Raw genomic sequence first — 15,785 nt, 5'->3', positions numbered from 1 at the left:
GGCCGTGTGGGCCCCGTCGCTGCACAACACCCAGCTTCTCTGTCTTCGGCGAAGAGATCGGTGTGCGGGCCGACCCCGAACGCCGTCTGCGTGTGGAAGACACGTCCGGTCGGGAGATGCTCATCGGCTGTGGTGCGGCACTGTTCAACGTGCGGATCACGCTGCGCGCGATGGATTACCTGCCGCTGGTTCGGTTGCTGCCCGATCCGGATCGCCCGAACCTGCTGGCGACCGTACGGCCGGGCACCCTCGTGGCGGCGGACGAGCATGCCCGGCTGATGCACGCGGAGATCGAGCGGCGCCGAACTCACCGCGGCGCGTTCGCCGATATTCCCCTGTCTGAGGAGTTCCTGGATGCCCTGGGCAGGGAGGCTTCCGAGGAAGGGGCACGGCTGGTGCCGATTGGATCGCAGGCCGCCGTTGAGGTACTCGCCGCGCTTACCTGCGCCGCCCAGCGGGTGCAGGAGCAGGATCAGCCCTTCGCGCTGGAGGTGCTGCGTTGGTCTCGGCCACCCGGGAGCACCCGCCGTGACGGTGTGCCCGCTGGTGCCTATCCGCTGGAGCCGGGCCGGACCGATCCCGAGTTCCTCCAGCGTGATTACGCACGCGGCCAGCCATGGGGGTACGGTCGGCGACCCGAGGATCCCGAAGCGGCCTCCGCGGGCGTGGTGGCAGTGCTCACCACCGCCGGGGACGTGCGAGAGCACTGGCTCGCTGCTGGGCAGGCACTCCAGCGCGTCCTGCTGCGCGCCTCGGCGCACGGCGTCAGTGCAGCCTTCCACACTCAGGCGCTGGAGTTCAGCCACCTGCGGGAGTTCCTCAGGCAGGAACTGCTCTCCGGGGAGCACCCACAGATGATCATGCGGTTGGGGGTCACCCTCGAGGTGCCCGAGGGCGCGCGCAGGCCGCCCGAGGTGATCGAGGAGCAGTGACGGAAGGCAGAGTCCTACGCGTACGGCACTGCTGCCGGTGCCTGGGAGACGCTGACCGGCCCAGCCATCCGGTACATCATCGTGGGCATCGGCTAGTCCGAGACCGACATGGTCGGCACGTTCCTCCTGCTGACGCTCCCCTCAGCGGCGACCAACTTCAGGGCACCAAGAAGAGCGTCCGGCGCGAACGCCTGAAGCGGTCGCCGCTGTTGATCTGTGACCGACTGATCAGGTCGGTGCCGTCGCGACCTCGGTCGTCAGTGAGGTCCAGCGGTGGGCGAGGCGCTTGGTCAAGGAGGCCATCGTGGTGTACTCCAAATCCTCCAGCGGTAGCCGGTGCGGCTCGAACGGGCCGTGACGCCGCAGGTAGTCCATGACCTCGGTCGCCTGCACGCGGGCGTGGTCGAAGGCCGGGTCGTCGAACATGTCGCGCGGGCCGATCAGCTTGCCCTCGTGAACCTGGAAACCCAGGGCGACCACGCGTGGCGGGCCGTCGAACCTCGAGGTGTGCGACTGCTTCAGTGGCACCGGCATGAGCGGCGCGTGGTGCGAGCCGCGCATGCATCCGCCGACCGTGTGCGAGAAGGCGAACGGCTCCAGCGCCTCGCCGACGGCGGGCAGCCCCGACTGGCAGCGGACGATCATCACCGGGTCGTCCTTTCCGACGTACTTGCCGGCGATCAGGGACAGCCGCTGGGTGCTGGTCGCGGCCGCCGTGATGTCCAGGGTCTTGGAGCGGATGCTGTGGATGACGTAGCGGGCCGGTGCGCCGATGTACATCAGCATGTCGTAGAGATCGGAGGGGCAGTCGAAGATGATGCGCTTCTCCTCGTACAGGTCGTACACCTCGAAGCCGAACCCGGCGTGCATCTTCTCGTCGATCACCAGGCCGGCGGTGTTGAACGGGTCGGCGAACATCTTGTACAGCGGCAGGTTCCACGCCCCCGGCTCGGTCTTGTCGGCTAGGAAGCACAGGACCGGTTCGGACGGACGCTCCTCGAACTCCAGCTCGGCGTAGCCTGGGCCCATCCCCCGCAGGTTGCCGGAGAAGGCGTCCGACAGCAGGTCCTGGCCCGCGCCGTACAGGCCGAGCTCTTTGGCGATATGGGTGGTGGACTGGAAGGTGTCCCAGGCGAAGGAATGGATCAGACCCGCGTCGCAGCCGTAGGTGTGGGTCATGATGAGCGAGATGTCGTCCCCGCAACTGGCCACGGCCCCGTCGATGAGCAGCCCGGAGTCCTTGGCCCGTTCGACCTCGCGCCGCGCCTCGGCCATCATGTCCGGGTGGACCGCCGAATGTCCCACGAATCCCCCGGTGTCAGCCTTGATGATGCTCAACGTGATCATGGAGATCGCCCCCGTTATCCGTCGTCTGCCGGACGCGACGGACCCGCTCCTCCGAGATAGGACGGCAGAGCCCGGCGGCTCACGTGCCTCAATAGAGCCGCTGGGACGTCACCCGCCGCTCCGCCTGGAAATTCTGTCCGGTTTGTCTCCGCCGAAACTCCCTGGCTCGGCGACCGGGCTGCTCAGCGGTCGAGCTGCTCTGCCGTCGCGACGTTCTCCTTGACGGAGAAGAAGCTGTCCGGGGCGATCGAGATCGAGTCGATGCCCGCCTCGACGAGGAACCGGGCGAATGCCGGGTCGTCGCTGGGGCGTTGACCGCAGAGCCCGACCTTGCGGTTCTTCGTGTGCGCGGCAGAGATGAGATGCTCGATGCTGCGGGTCACCGCCGGATTGCGCTCGTCGAAGAGCCCCGCCAGAGCCGCCGAGTCCCGATCGACCCCCAGGGTGAGCTGGGTGAGGTCGTTGCTACCGACGGAGAAGCCATCGAACCGGTCAGCGAATTCCTCGGCCAGGATGACATTGGAGGGGATCTCCGCCATGGCGTACACCTTCAGGCCATTGCGTCCTCGCTCCAGTCCCTCCTCAGCCATCACCTGCAGGACGTGGTCGGCTTCCTCGACCGTCCGGCAGAACGGGATCATGACGATCACGTTGCTGAGGCCGACCTCGTCCCTCACCCGGCGCAGGGCACGGCACTCCAGGGCAAACCCCGCACGGTAACCCTCCGTGTAGTACCGACTGGCTCCGCGCCATCCAAGCATCGGGTTCTCTTCGCTCGGCTCGAACCGGCTCCCGCCGATGAGCCGGGCGTACTCATTGGTCTTGAAATCGCTGGTACGGACGACCACGGGGTCAGGCCAGCGCGAGGCGGCGATGCGGGCGATCCCGTTGGCCAGCCGCTCCACGAAGTACTCGGTCCGGTCTTCTTCGTAGCCGCGGGTGAGCTCGGCGATCCGGCGGCGCGCGTCCTCTTCCAAACGGTCGAAGTGGACCAGGGCCATCGGGTGCACCTTGACGTGGTTGGCGACGATGAACTCCATCCTGGCCAGGCCGACGCCGTCGGCCGGTAGCCGCCACCAGCGGAAGGCCGCCGCCGGGTTGGCGAGGTTGAGCATCACCCTGGTCCGGGTCCGCGCGATGCCCTCGAGGGCAATCTCCGCTTCCTCGTATTCCCGAATGCCCTCGTAGACGAAACCTTCGTCACCCTCGGCACAGGAGACGGTGACCGCCATCCCATCGTGCAGCGTGGCGGTTGCATTGCCGGTGCCGATGACCGCGGGAACGCCGAGTTCGCGACTGACGATGGCGGCGTGGGAAGTGCGGCCGCCGTGATCGGTTACGATCGCCGCCGCCCTCTTCATGATCGGTTCCCAGTCGGGGTCGGTAATCTGGGTGACCAGCACGGCACCGTCGATGAAGCGGTCGATCTGGGCCGCGCTGTCCAGCCTGCACACCGGACCGATCGCGATCGCGTCGCCGATGGACAGCCCCTTGACCAGCGTCTTACCGCCCTCGCCGCGGAGCCGATAGGAGCGCAGCAGGGAGGCCTCCCTGCGGGCCTGGACGGTCTCCGGCCGGGCCTGAACAATGAAGATCTCACCGGTCCTGCCGTCCTTGGCCCATTCCATGTCCATCGGCATGCCGTAGCGATCCTCGATGGCCGCGGCCCACCGGGCCAGCGCCACGACCTCGTCATTGTCGAGGGTGTATCGGATCTGCTCCGCTTCGCTGGTGGCGACCTGCTGGGTCCCGCCCGTCTCGTCGTATACCACCTTGCGTTCCTTGCGCCCCCGGGTCCTGGCCACGACGGGGCACAGATCCTTGTCGTGGAGCAGCGGCTTGAAGACGACGTACTCGTCCGGGTCGACCTGGCCGCCGACCACCGTTTCACCCAGCCCCCACGAGGCGTTGATCAGCACGGAGCGGGGGAAGCCTGTCTCGGTGTCGATGGAGAACATCACCCCGGCGGCGCCCAGGTCGGAGCGGACCATGCGCTGCACGCCGATCGATAGCGCCACACCGAGGTGGTCGAACCCGTTGTCCTCGCGGTAGCTGATCGCCCGATCGGTGAACAGGGAGGCGTAGCAGCGCAGGCAGGCGTCGAGCAGCGGCGTCACTCCGGTGACGTTGAGGAAACTTTCCAGCTGCCCGGCGAAGCTGGCCTCTGGTAGGTCCTCGGCGGTCGCGCTGCTGCGCACCGCCACGTCGGGGTCCGCACGCCCGAGGGCCTCCGCCAGCTCGTGGTAGGCGTCTTCGACGGCCGTGGTCAGGTCGGACGGGAGTCGTGCGGCCGAGATCGCCTCCCGGATCGCGGCGCCGACGGCCGGAAGGGCGGCACCCCTGTGCTGCCGGTCGACCCGGTGCAGCTGGTCGATCTGCCCGGCGATGACGTCGCGAAGCCCGTTCTCCGCGATGAACATGCGGTACGCCTCGGCCGTGACGGCGAAGCCCTCCGGCACGCGGACCCCGGCTTCGGCCAGGTTGCGTGTCAGCTCGCCCAGGCCGGCGTTCTTGCCGCCCACCAGGGCGACGTCCGTACGACTGAGCTCCGGAAACCAAGCGACCAATCGAGACATCTCGCACCCCGCCGCATCTGACCGATTGTTAAGGCCTTGCCCGTTCTTCGCCCAATGTCACCGCTCACCTGTCCTGGCGGCCCGACCTGCCGTATCTGCGGTGGTGATGGGAAGGATGACCTGCGAGAAAGCGTGCGGAGGTGCGCCATGTTGGTCCACGAGGTGATGACGACGCCGGTGATGACGGTGCCGCGCACATGGACGGCGAAGCAGGCCGTCCTCCTGCTCTACGAGAAGGACATCACGGCCGCTCCAGTGGTCGACGAGCACGGCCGGATGGTCGGGATCGTCAGCGAGATGGACCTGCTGCGCGGCGAGTTCGAAGCCGACCCCCGGGCCTACCTCCGCCTCTCGGCACTGCCGGGCTCCCAGCCGGCCCTGGGGGTCGAGGACGTTATGAGCCCAAACGTCAAAACCGTCCGGGAGGACACCGACGTCCTGGACCTCGTGGAACTCATGATCACCGTGGGGATGAAGAGCGTTCCGGTCGTGCGGGGTGACGAGCTGATGGGCATGGTGAGCCGGCGAGACCTGATGGGAATCCTCGCCCACGGCGATGACCGGATCCGTGACGACGTGCTCGCGGCCCTGCGTGAGACCTCGCCCGAGACGGCGTCCTTCGAGGTGGCCGTCACCAATGGAGTCGTCGAACTGTACGGTGGGGCCGGGGACGACAGTTCGGGCCGGGTCGCCGAGCTCATCGCCAACACGGTGCCCGGCGTGACCCGCATCGTGCACAAGCCGTGAGGTCACGACCCGTGCCAATACAGTGCCGTGTTCTTTGCAGTGCCGACGTTCTCCCGCGGCAGCGCTCGGCTGAGTGCTACATCGTCGGCTGGTCCGCCGTCATCTTCACCTGGATCTCCTCGCGCGTGCGACGGGTGAGCAAAGCGAGCCGTTCGCTGTAGCGAGCCTTGATCGGCTGTGGATCGCGCAGCACGCGTGCGGACGCCGGCAGGCGGGCGAGGCCGTCGGCGCAGCGGTCGCGCATCGCGGTGATCGGCTCGGGCGCGGTGAGTCTGCGTCCGGCCGCCATCACCGGGACCAGCAGGGGGTAGTGACCGGGCGGCGCGGGCTCGTCTCGCAGACCGATCATATCGCCGGTCTGTCCGCGAAAGACCTGCTTGGCGCCCGGGGCGTTGATCTTCCCGGTCGAGAGCTTCATCACCGGTCGCCCGCCGTAGTCGACCAGTTTGTACGCGCTGTTGAGCGAGGGCGCGTCGGCAGACACGCCCACCTTCGTGCCGACGGCGTAGAGATCGATCGGGGCGCCTTGCCGTACGAGCTCGGCGATGGCGTGCTCGTCCAGTCCGCCGCTCGCGAAGATCTCCGCATCGTGCAGGCCCGCCTCGTCCAGCATCCGGCGGCTCTGGCGGGCCAGGTCCGCCAGGTCGCCGGAGTCGAGTCGTACGGCGATGCGCCCGGGCAGGCGCGTCCGCCGTGCGACGGCGATGGCCGCCCGCACCCCATCCAGGGTGTCGTAGGTGTCCACGAGGAAGGTGTTTACGCCGGGGAGATCGGCTGCGAACGCCGCGAAGGCGGCCTCATCGTCGCCGAAGGCCTGGACGTACGAATGCGCCATCGTGCCCACCGGACGCAGGCCGTACCGGCGGGCCGCCTCGATGTTGCTGGTTGCGAAGAACCCCGCGATCGCCGAGGCCCGCGCCACCGACATGGCGGCGTCAATGCCCTGGGATCGCCGGAAGGCGAAGTCGACCAGGCGCGATCGGCCGGCGGCGAGCACGCACCGGGCGGCCTTGGTCGCCACGGCGGTCTGGAAGGTCACGCGGTTGAGCAGCATGGTCTCCACGATCTGGGCCTCGGTGATCGGGGCGCTCACCTCGAGGATCGGTTCATCGGCGAACAGCACGGTTCCCTCTGGGACCGCCCACACGTCGCCGGTGAAGTGCATGCCCTCCAGGTATCGCAGCATGTCATGGCCGTACAGTCCAAGAGTTTCGAGGTAGTCCAGCTCGGGGCCGGTGAAGCGGAAGCCCTCCAGGAAGGTCAGGCAGTCGTCCAGGCCGGCCGTGACGAGGAAGCCTCGATCCGGCGGCAGCTTCCGGACGAACAGGCTGAAGGTCGCGGTATCGGTCATGCCGCGGCGAAGGTAGCTCGCCACCATGTTGAGCTCGTACAGGTCGGTGAGCAGCCCGCTGGCCATGGCCCCCTCCTCGATCTCCACCCGGCGCGACGCGCCGCTTCCCGCCGCAGGGCCACTCCGGTCCGGCTCAGCCCGGTTCCATCCGTGGGCGGCGGAACCGCTGGGTGATTCCGGCATGGCGGGCGTGGATCGCCGCGAGCGCCCGTTCCAGTGCCCACTCGGGGGAGATGCCCGTGTCGATCTCCGCAGCCTCCGGCCAGGGCGTCGTTCTCGCGGTCATGGCCTCGGCGATCGCCTGGTCGGCGTCGGATATGCCGCCGGTACGGCGGGCGAGCCGTTCGGCGGTAACCGACGGCGGTGCGGTGCAACGCAGCGCTATGAGATCGCTGGAGGTGCGCCGGGCGAGCCGTTCGGCGGCGGCGCGGTGCGCGGCATCCGTCCAGGAGGCGTCGAGAATGACCGAGTCACCGTGGCCGAGCAGCCTTTCGGCCCGGGACAGCAGCTCGGCGTAGGTCCGATCGGTCAGATCCGCGCGGTAGATGCCTTCACCGAAGGGGGCGGGCGCGGGCTGGTGGGGCGGGATGCCGGCGAGCTCCTTACGGACACGGTCACTGCCCAGCAGCGTGTGACCGAGCCGGCCGGCGATGGCCGCGCCCAGGGTCGACTTGCCGGTCGCCGGCGTCCCGCCGACGAGGACCAGGGTGATCGTGCCCGCCCGCAGGTGGCGGAGTGCCAGCTCCGCCAGATCATGTGCCTCCCCCGCGGCGCCGGGCGCCCCCTGCCCGTGCCGGAAGCAGGCGACCTTGGTGCGGACGAAGGCACGGTAGGCGACATAGTGATGCCACAGCGACGGCGGGGCGTGATCGCCGGAGAACTCGGCATACCAGCGCAGGAACAGCTCCGCGAGCCGCGGCGCGCCCAGCCGTTCCAGATCCATCGCGAGGAACGCCGCGTCGTCCAGGCCGTCGAGGAAGCGGAACCGGTCGTCGAACTCCAGGCAGTCGAGAATCCGCGGTCCGCCGTCCAGGCAGAAGATGTCGTCGGCGAGCAGGTCGCCATGGCCGTCCACGATCCGGCCCGCTGCGACACGGGCGGCGAACAGGGGCTCGCGGCCGTCGATGAAGCGCAGCGTGAGCCGCTCGATCTCGCCGAGGATCCCGGGGTCGAGGATCGGGTCGGGCAGCCCCCCGACCTCGGTAAAGCTCGCGACCCAGCGGGACCGGAGCGCCGTCCCGTTCCCCTGCTCATCGATCCGCGGGTCATGCGGGGATCGGCTGTGCATGCTCGCGACCATCCGGGCGACCTGGCGCAGCGGCGCCTCCACGGATTCGCCGGCGCGGACCAGGGCGGACAGGCGGCGCTCGTCGGGCATCCGCCGCATCACGATGAGGTGCTCGCAGACCCGCCCGTCAGGCCCGACCACGTCGGCCACCCCTTCGTAGACGTCCGGCGCCAGCCTGCGGTTGAGCCTCACCTCCTCGTGACAGACCCTCCGCCGGGCCTCCAGCGTGGTGAAGTCCAGAAAGCCCAGGTCCACCGGCTTCTTCAGCTTGTATGCGTGATCTCCCAGAAGGATCACCACGCCGGCGTGCGTCTCCTTGACCTGTGCCCACGGCCCCATCCAAACGCCCCCCGCCCCGAAACCCCTCACCGGCGTGCTGAATGCATATCCCCGCTGCTCAGGCATTGAATACGGGTACGGATGGACATAGGTTCCGCGACGCCGGCCGCGAGACGGTCCGGCGTTCCAGATGGACCTCGGGAGGCGGCCGGAGGGGGACGGATGTTTCTCGATCGCCAAGATGCGGGTGTTCGCCTGGCCGAGCGGCTCTGCGGGCTGCACGGTGCTGAAGGCACGGTTGTCGTCGGGCTGCCCCGGGGCGGCGTGCCGGTGGCGTTCGAGGTGGCCACCGCCCTCGACGCGCCCTTGGATGTGATCGTGGTCCGCAAACTCGGCGTGCCGTACCAGCCGGAGTTGGGGTTCGGCGCGATCGGCGAGGGCGGCGTGCGCGTCGTCAATCCCAGCGTCGTACGGCTCGCCGGTCTCACGCCGGGCGAGATGGCGAGGGTGGAGGGGCGCGAGCAGGCCGAGGTGGAGCGCCGGGCCCGCCGCTTCCGAGGGGAACGCGCTCCTGTCGATCTGGCGGGCCGTCGGGTGATCGTGGTGGACGACGGGATCGCCACCGGCGGGACCGCCCGGGCGGCCTGTCAGATCGCGCGGGCGCGCGGCGCCTCGCGGGTGGTGCTGGCGGTGCCCGTCGGCGCGCCGGAGACGGTCGCGAGCCTGCGCGACGTCGCCGACGAGGTCGTCTGCCTGGAGACTCCCGACTCCTTCTACGCGATCGGGTTCTGGTATCAGGATTTCACTCAGACGACCGACGATCAGGTCGTCGAGCTGCTGCGGCGGGCTGCCTCCCGCGAGCGCGCCCGTGCCAAGGCGACGGCGGGGTCGCATCCGCACGGCCTCGCCGAGGACGTCGAGGTGGGCGCCGGGCCGGTACGGCTGCCGGGCCGGCTGGTCGTGCCGAGGGACGCCGGTGGGATCGTGGTATTCGTGCATGGCAGCGGCAGCAGCCGGCACAGCCCGCGCAACCGGTACGTCGCCTCCGCGCTCAACCAGGCACGACTGGGGACGCTGCTGTTCGACCTGCTGACCACACAGGAGGAAATTGACCGCGGCAACGTGTTCGACATCAACTTGCTGGCGGGAAGGCTGGTTCAGGTGACCGACTGGCTGGGCGGGCAGCAGCGGGCGGCGGGGCTCTCGATCGGATATTTCGGCGCCAGCACCGGAGCAGCGGCCGCGCTGTGGGCAGCGGCGGAACCCGGCAGCGAGATCGCCGCCGTCGTCTCCCGCGGTGGACGGCCCGATCTGGCCGGACCACGCCTCGCCGCCGTGCAAGCCCCGACCCTGCTGATCGTGGGAGGCCGCGACGATGTGGTGCTCAACCTCAACCGGGAGGCACAGGAGCGGCTGCGTTGCGAGAGCTCACTTCAGATCGTCCCAGGTGCCACGCACCTGTTCGAAGAGCCCGGAGCGCTCGAGACGGTCGCCTCACTCGCAGGCGACTGGTTCACCGAGCACTTCCGGCCCTACACCGCGTGAACGCGACCGGACGCGGACGCGAATGACCTGGTCGGTCCAGGAGGAGTGATGAGTCTGCGAATCGTGGCCGGATCCGCCGGCGGCGCGCTCGCGGGCGCCGTGGCGGCAGCGCTCGACACCGAGCCGGTCGCAGCGGACCTGGAACGCTTTCCCGACGGCGAACTTCGGCCCAGCGTCGACGGGGTGCAGGGCGCAGACCTCTACCTGGTACAGCACACCGGGCCGCCCGTGAACGATCACGTCGTGGAGTTGCTGCTGCTGCTCGACGCGTGCGGGAGGGCCGGCGCGGGTCGGATAACCGCAGTGGTGCCCTACTTCGGATACGCACGCCAGGACCGGCGGAGGCAGGCCGGCGACGCGATCGGCATCCGGGTCGTGGCGGACGCGCTCGCCTCGGCCGGGGCGCACCGGCTGATCGTGGTGGACCCGCACACGGCCGCGCTGGAGGCGATCTGCGAAATCCCCGTGGAGATGCTCACAGCCGTACCCGTGCTGGCTCGCGCTCTCGGCCAGAAAATCCCAGCGGGAGCCGTCGTGGTCGCGCCGGACCTCGGCGCGGTCAAGCTCGCACAGCACTACGGCAGACTGCTGTCCAGCCCCGTCGCGGTGGTCCGCAAGATCAGACTGACCGGGACGAGCGTCACGGCCGAGGAGCTCATCGGAGAGGTCCGCGGCCGTCCAGCGGTCATCGTAGACGACATGATCAGCACTGGCGGCACGATCGAAGCCGCCGTCGAGGCCCTGCTGAACCAGGGCGTCGCGCCGGAGATCACTGTGGCGGCCACCCACGGGCTGCTCGTCGAGGCGGCGGAGCAGCGTCTCAGCCGCTCCTCCATCCCAGAACTCGTGGTCACCGACACCATCCCGCAGCATGACAGGCCGACGTTGCCACTCAGCGTGTGCTCGGTGGCCCCCTTACTTGCGGACGCCATCGGACGCCTGCATCGCGACGAGCCGCTGGACGATCTACTGGGACATGCGTGAGCTGGGGCTGTCGATCGGAGGTCATGTCCCATCCCTTGACATCCACGACCTTCGAGGGGGCGGCCAAGATGACAGCGGCCCAGTCGAAGGGGCTCACTGACCCTCGTGTCGGCTTCCGTGGCGGTACTCGATATGTGCGTCCGGTCCCGGTAAGACGAGGGCCTCCTGTTTCTCCTCGTCAAGCCAGTGCACCGGGTAGGGAGGCGAGCCGTTCTACCGTTCGGCCATGGCCAGCGGCAGTTCGAACTCCATGGTGACACAGAGGTGCTGCCCTGTCGTCGAGCGGCGCAGCCGCACGAGCAGGATTGGGATCTGCTGCCCGAGCTGGTCGAGTGCCTCCACCAGCGGGGTGATGTCAAGACGATGCTGTGAAGGTTGGGCTAGAAACAGCGCCAACCGGTGATCGAATTCTCGCCGGAGCGTCTCGTCGTCCCGGACATAATGAATGGCGATTTCCTTGCCGACGTCGTCAGCCGAGCATCAGACCCTCCCCTGTTCGGTGCTCCGCGCGGAAACGCATCGTGCCAGGGCGGGATCCATCGCCGCGGCCACGGCTGCCTGGCCGAAGCTGATCCCGGCGTCGTTGGGCGGCACTCGGCGATGGGTCAGGACGCGGAAGCCGCGTTCCTCCAGTGCCTGTACGCATCGGTCGAGCAGCAGCGCGTTTTGGAAGACCCCGCCGGACAGCGCGACCGTACCGATCCCGGCCCCGCTCGTGGCGTCGGCCCTGGCTGGAGCCGTCGCGCCGTCCCGTACTAGGGCGCATGCGGCGGCCACGGCAGCGGCGAGACCGTTGTGGAACCGGGCGGAGACCTCCGCCGCCTCGGTGCCGCGCAGCAGGTCCTCGGCGACCGCGCGGATCAGATCATCTCCCCTGATTACCAGGCCGGTTACCAGGCCGGCACTGTTCACGAAATCGGTTCCGGACTCGAGCCGTACCGGGTAGGCGCGCTGTTCGGCCGGATCGGCCCGCTGCTCCAGGGCCATCGCGGCCTGTCCTTCGAAGGTGACCCGGTCGCCCAGTCCGCACAGGGCCGCGACGGCGTCGAAGAGCCGTCCGGCGCTGGAGGTGAGCGGCGAGTTCAGCCCCGACCGGGCTACGGCCATCACCCGGTCCCACTCGGCGGCGTTTCTGAGGCGTACGGCAAGATCTGGCGGTGGGGCGCCGTCGAAGGCGGCATCCAGGTGTGCCGCCGCCATCCGCCAGGGTTGCCGGATCGCCACCGTGCCGCTCGGCATCGGGACCGGCGCCAGGTGACCGGCGCGAGTGAACCCGGTCAGGTCGGCCACCAGCAGCTCGCCGCCCCACACGGTCCCGTCCGGGCCGTGGCCGGTTCCGTCGAACGCGATGCCGATCACCGGTCCCTCCTCTCCGCTGTCGGCGAGGCAGGACGCGATGTGGGCGTGGTGGTGCTGGACGGCGATGAGGTCGACGTCGGCCAGCTCCTGAGCGTACTTCGTCGACAGGTACTCCGGGTGCGTGTCGTGAACGACCAGCGCGGGCGTGACGTCGAACAGTCGCCGGAAACGTGTGATCTCCTCGGTGAAGGCGCGGAGCGTCTCGTAGTCCTTCAGGCCGCCGATGTGCGGAGAGAGGAACGCGTGCCCGCCCCGGGCCAGGCAGAAGGTGTTTTTCAGCTCAGCGCCGCAGGCGAGGATCGCACGCCGGGCCGGCCGCGGCAGCGGCAGCGGCAGCGGCGCGAACCCCCGAGACCTGCGGACCGGGATCTCCCGGCCATGGGCGAGGAGGATCACCGAATCCTCCGCTCGTGCGTGGATCGTGCGGTCGTGCGCCAGGAAGGCGTCGGCCAGACCGCCGCCGAGCCGGTCCGTCGCGTCTCGATCCCGGTACACGATGGGTTCGTCGGAGACGTTTCCGCTGGTCAGCACGTACGGACAGGTGAGTTGTCGGGCGAGCAGGTGGTGCAGTGCCGTGTACGGCAGCATGATCCCGAGCCGGTTCACGCCAGGCGCCACCTCGTCGGCGACCGTCCCGCCCGTACGGCGCGGCAGGACGACGATCGGCCGGGCCGGGCTGCTCAGCAGCCGCTCGGCATCCGGGCCGATCTCGCACTGCTGCGCTGCCATGGCCAGGCCGGCGACCATGACGGCGAACGGTTTGTCCAGTCGGTGCTTGCGGTCGCGCAGCGTGCGTACCGCCGGGCCATGGGTCGCGTCGACCGCCAGGTGGTAGCCGCCCAACCCCTTGATCGCGACGACCTTGCCCGCTCGCAGGAGCGCAGCTGCTGCATCCACGGGATCGCCGTCCATCGGCCGTCCCCGCGAGTCGAGCAGCCGCAGGGCCGGTCCGCAGGCCGGACAGCAGATCGGTTGAGCATGGAACCTGCGGTCACTCGGGTCGTGATACTCGGCGGCGCATTCGCCGCACATCGGGAAGGCCGCCATGGTCGTCGCCTCCCGGTCGTACGGCAGGCCGGTGACAATCGTGAATCTCGGGCCGCAGTTCGTGCAGTTCACAAACGGGTGCAGGTACCTGCGGCAGGCAGGGTCGAACAGCTCGGCCAGACAGTCATCACAGGTGGCCACGTCGGCCGGGATCAGCGCCGACCGTCCGCCGTCGCGGCTGCCCGCGATACGGAAGCTCCGTTCGCCCAGTACGGGGATCACGTCGGCGGAAATCCGGTGGATCAGTGCGAGCGGCGGCGCCTGGTAGGGCAGCTCCTCGCGAAACCGGGTGACGTCACCCTCGGGGCCCTCGGCCTCGATGAAGACGCCGAACCCGTCGTTGCCGACCAATCCCGACAGGTTCAGCCTTCTGGCCAGCGCGTGCACGTACGGCCGGAACCCCACCCCCTGGACGATCCCCTCCACTCGGATGCGCACCCGAGTCGTACGGCCTGCCGCGAAATCACAGCCGGGACAGCGATCGAGGTCATCCGGTCGTGTTCCGCGATCCGGATCGCAGTCGAAGGGGTCGAAGGCCGTATCCGTCACGTCGCCATCTTGCGCGTACGGCGCGGCGGCGGACCGGCCGCGGCGCGTTGGCCGGGAAATGCGGAAGGCCGCGTGAGCAGATCTTTACCCCTCCCGCGTCATGCGGTCGACGCATCACGGAAACACGGAACGTAGCGTGATGACCACGCCAGATCACGGAGCCTGCCCATGCCTGCCGCACCTATGACGAACACGATGAACGACGCCCTCCACCGGGCCTTCGCCAGGCGCATGGCCCCCGGCGATGCGCTGATACGCGACGCGGAGCACATCACTCGTGCCTGCCGGGACATGGCGGAGCGGTTCCGGCGGGGCGGCAAGCTGATCGTCTTCGGCGGCGGAGGTGACGGCGCGGATGCCGCGCACGTCGCTGTCGAGTTCATGCACCCGGTGATCGTCGGCAGGCGGGCGCTGCCCGCGCTGGCGTTGAGCAACGACGCGGCGACGGTCACCACGATCGGTGCCCGTGACGGCCTGGGCGAGGCGTTCACGCATCAGATCGCGAGCTGGGCCGAGCCGGGGGACATCGCGCTCGGCATCTCGCGTGATGGCCGGTGCACGGGCGTGCTACGTGGGCTGGCTGCCGCCCGGCGGCTCGGCCTGCTCACCGTGGCCCTGATCGGCGGGCAGAGTGACGGTGACGGTGGAGTGACCGATCGGAGCGGCATCGCCGCCGATCACGTCCTGCTCGCCCCCTCCCACGACCCAGACGTGGTGAAGGAGCTCCACGTCACCACCTATCACCTGCTGTGGGAGCTGGTCCACGTTCTGCTGGACACCGTTTCCGAAGAGAGCCGCTGTGGCCTCGGCGAACCGCCGTTGGCGGAGATGCGCGGGCTCTACCCCTTCCTTTATTCCGACGAGGACAGCCGGGCATCGGTGCCGGCCGAGGCCGTGCGGTCTACTGAGGGCAAGGCCGCCGAGATCGCGCGGTTGCGTACGGAGGCCGCGGGACTCGACCAGCGACGGATCGCCGCCTGCGCCCAGGACATGGCGGTCCGGTTCGCCGCCGGGGGCCGGCTGTTCACCTTCGGCAACGGAGGCAGCAGCACCGACGCACAGGAGGTGACCACGACCTTCCTCGCTCCGGCTGGCTCCGGCCGTCCGCTGCCCGCGCACTGCCTCACCAGTGATGTCGCCCTTGTCACCGCGCTCTCCAACGACGTCGGCTTCAACGTGGTCTTCTCCCGGCAACTCGCCGCGCTCGGGCGGCCCGGCGACATCGCGCTTGGGCTGTCCACCAGCGGCGACTCCGGCAACGTCGTCCAGGCGTTCAAGGAAGCGGCCAGGATCGGCATGCTGACCGTCGGCCTGGCCGGCGCCGGGGGCGGCAGGCTCGCCGAGTCCGGCCTGCTGGACCACCTGTTCGTGATCCCGTCGTCCTCGGTGCACCGCGTCCAGGAGGCGCAGACCACGGTCTACCACGTGCTGTGGGAACTGACCCAGGTCGCGCTCGATGTTTCAGGGCAGCGGTGACGCCGATGTGCCTGGGCATCCCCGGAGAGATCGTGGAGATCCTGCCCGGTCGGCATGAGCTCGCCGAGTTCGCCGACCTCGCCCTGGTCGACGTGGGCGGCGTACGGCGGAAGGTCCATATCGGCCTGCTGGACCACGAGAGCCTCGCGCCCGGCGACTGGGTGCTCATCCACGTCGGCTTCGCGCTCTCCAAGATCGACGAGACGGAGGCGGCCGCAACGCTCGACTTCCTCAAGAGCCTCGGCGCGGCGTACGAGGACGAGATCGCCGCCTTCCGCGAATCCGCCAGTGAACAGGAGTGACCT

At 69.2% G+C, this 15,785-nt stretch carries 12 protein-coding genes and 1 pseudogene; 6 read left to right on the top strand and 7 right to left on the bottom strand.

Annotation, left to right across the window (positions count from 1 at the left end; genetic code table 11):
• The coding region (locus tag AP234_RS32440; protein WP_235558520.1) for an Acg family FMN-binding oxidoreductase at positions 1 to 932 on the top strand (932 nt) is incomplete at its 5' end.
• 228 nt (positions 933 to 1,160) lie between these two features.
• Here the strand turns inward: AP234_RS32440 and fbp are convergent.
• Both fbp and ppsA read right to left on the bottom strand, forming a co-directional pair.
• Positions 1,161 to 2,279 (bottom strand): fructose-1,6-bisphosphate aldolase/phosphatase, encoded by a 1,119-nt coding sequence (gene fbp, locus AP234_RS32435; protein WP_055483573.1) that lies wholly within the window; start codon positions 2,277 to 2,279, stop codon positions 1,161 to 1,163.
• 182 nt (positions 2,280 to 2,461) lie between these two features.
• Positions 2,462 to 4,855 (bottom strand): phosphoenolpyruvate synthase, encoded by a 2,394-nt coding sequence (gene ppsA, locus AP234_RS32430; protein ID WP_055483572.1) that lies wholly within the window; start codon positions 4,853 to 4,855, stop codon positions 2,462 to 2,464.
• 147 nt (positions 4,856 to 5,002) lie between these two features.
• On the opposite strand from ppsA, the gene AP234_RS32425 reads away from it, so the two are divergent.
• Complete coding sequence (locus AP234_RS32425) at positions 5,003 to 5,602, top strand: CBS domain-containing protein (protein WP_055483571.1); 600 nt, start codon at positions 5,003 to 5,005, stop codon at positions 5,600 to 5,602.
• A 76-nt stretch (positions 5,603 to 5,678) separates the two neighbouring features.
• Here AP234_RS32425 and AP234_RS32420 read toward each other — a convergent pair whose 3' ends face one another.
• Together AP234_RS32420 and AP234_RS32415 are read right to left on the bottom strand one after the other, a co-directional pair.
• Entirely contained in the window at positions 5,679 to 7,019 is a 1,341-nt protein-coding gene (locus tag AP234_RS32420) for a nicotinate phosphoribosyltransferase (RefSeq protein ID WP_062416344.1), read from the bottom strand.
• Positions 7,020 to 7,086: 67 nt separating this feature from the next.
• The gene (locus AP234_RS32415) at positions 7,087 to 8,541 is read right to left on the bottom strand and encodes an AAA family ATPase (RefSeq protein ID WP_235558517.1); all 1,455 of its coding nucleotides are present in this window, start codon (positions 8,539 to 8,541) and stop codon (positions 7,087 to 7,089) included.
• 201 nt (positions 8,542 to 8,742) lie between these two features.
• On the opposite strand from AP234_RS32415, the gene AP234_RS32410 reads away from it, so the two are divergent.
• Both AP234_RS32410 and AP234_RS32405 read left to right on the top strand, forming a co-directional pair.
• A complete protein-coding gene (locus AP234_RS32410; protein ID WP_055483568.1) occupies positions 8,743 to 10,065 on the top strand; it encodes a phosphoribosyltransferase family protein in 1,323 nt (440 codons plus the stop codon).
• A 48-nt stretch (positions 10,066 to 10,113) separates the two neighbouring features.
• Positions 10,114 to 11,049: a ribose-phosphate diphosphokinase gene (locus tag AP234_RS32405; protein ID WP_055483567.1), complete on the top strand. Its 936-nt coding sequence runs from the start codon at positions 10,114 to 10,116 to the stop codon at positions 11,047 to 11,049.
• 93 nt (positions 11,050 to 11,142) lie between these two features.
• Here AP234_RS32405 and AP234_RS35630 read toward each other — a convergent pair.
• The 3 genes and pseudogenes from AP234_RS35630 to hypF form a co-directional block, all read right to left on the bottom strand.
• A pseudogene (locus tag AP234_RS35630) lies at positions 11,143 to 11,250 on the bottom strand (dsRBD fold-containing protein); the annotation flags it as partial.
• 12 nt (positions 11,251 to 11,262) lie between these two features.
• Complete coding sequence (locus tag AP234_RS39320) at positions 11,263 to 11,391, bottom strand: hypothetical protein (protein ID WP_268778098.1); 129 nt, start codon at positions 11,389 to 11,391, stop codon at positions 11,263 to 11,265.
• 138 nt (positions 11,392 to 11,529) lie between these two features.
• On the bottom strand, positions 11,530 to 14,004 hold the full coding sequence (hypF, locus tag AP234_RS32400; RefSeq protein ID WP_200926823.1) for a carbamoyltransferase HypF: 2,475 nt from the start codon (positions 14,002 to 14,004) through the stop codon (positions 11,530 to 11,532).
• Between the two features lie 168 nt (positions 14,005 to 14,172).
• Here hypF and AP234_RS39040 point away from each other — a divergent pair, with 168 nt between their 5' ends.
• Both AP234_RS39040 and AP234_RS32390 read left to right on the top strand, forming a co-directional pair.
• Positions 14,173 to 15,480, top strand: a complete 1,308-nt coding sequence (locus AP234_RS39040; protein ID WP_235558516.1) for a D-sedoheptulose-7-phosphate isomerase — start codon at positions 14,173 to 14,175, stop codon at positions 15,478 to 15,480.
• A gap of 5 nt (positions 15,481 to 15,485) precedes the next feature.
• Complete coding sequence (locus AP234_RS32390; protein ID WP_055483566.1) at positions 15,486 to 15,782, top strand: HypC/HybG/HupF family hydrogenase formation chaperone; 297 nt, start codon at positions 15,486 to 15,488, stop codon at positions 15,780 to 15,782.
• Positions 15,783 to 15,785: the final 3 nt, after the last annotated feature.

Source organism: Sphaerimonospora mesophila, assembly GCF_001417795.1.
GTDB classification, from domain to species: domain Bacteria; phylum Actinomycetota; class Actinomycetes; order Streptosporangiales; family Streptosporangiaceae; genus Sphaerimonospora; species Sphaerimonospora mesophila.
Note: the sequence above shows the minus strand (reverse complement) of the source record. Positions and strands in the feature narration are given on the sequence as shown.

Coding starts and splice junctions, on each gene's coding strand:
- AP234_RS39040 (WP_235558516.1), top strand. CDS start 14,173: ATGCCTGCCGCACCTATGACGAACACGATGAACGACGCCCTCCACCGG.
- AP234_RS32390 (WP_055483566.1), top strand. CDS start 15,486: ATGTGCCTGGGCATCCCCGGAGAGATCGTGGAGATCCTGCCCGGTCGG.
- AP234_RS32405 (WP_055483567.1), top strand. CDS start 10,114: ATGAGTCTGCGAATCGTGGCCGGATCCGCCGGCGGCGCGCTCGCGGGC.
- fbp (WP_055483573.1), bottom strand. CDS start 2,279: ATGATCACGTTGAGCATCATCAAGGCTGACACCGGGGGATTCGTGGGA.
- AP234_RS32425 (WP_055483571.1), top strand. CDS start 5,003: ATGTTGGTCCACGAGGTGATGACGACGCCGGTGATGACGGTGCCGCGC.
- ppsA (WP_055483572.1), bottom strand. CDS start 4,855: ATGTCTCGATTGGTCGCTTGGTTTCCGGAGCTCAGTCGTACGGACGTC.
- AP234_RS32410 (WP_055483568.1), top strand. CDS start 8,743: ATGTTTCTCGATCGCCAAGATGCGGGTGTTCGCCTGGCCGAGCGGCTC.
- AP234_RS32420 (WP_062416344.1), bottom strand. CDS start 7,019: ATGGCCAGCGGGCTGCTCACCGACCTGTACGAGCTCAACATGGTGGCG.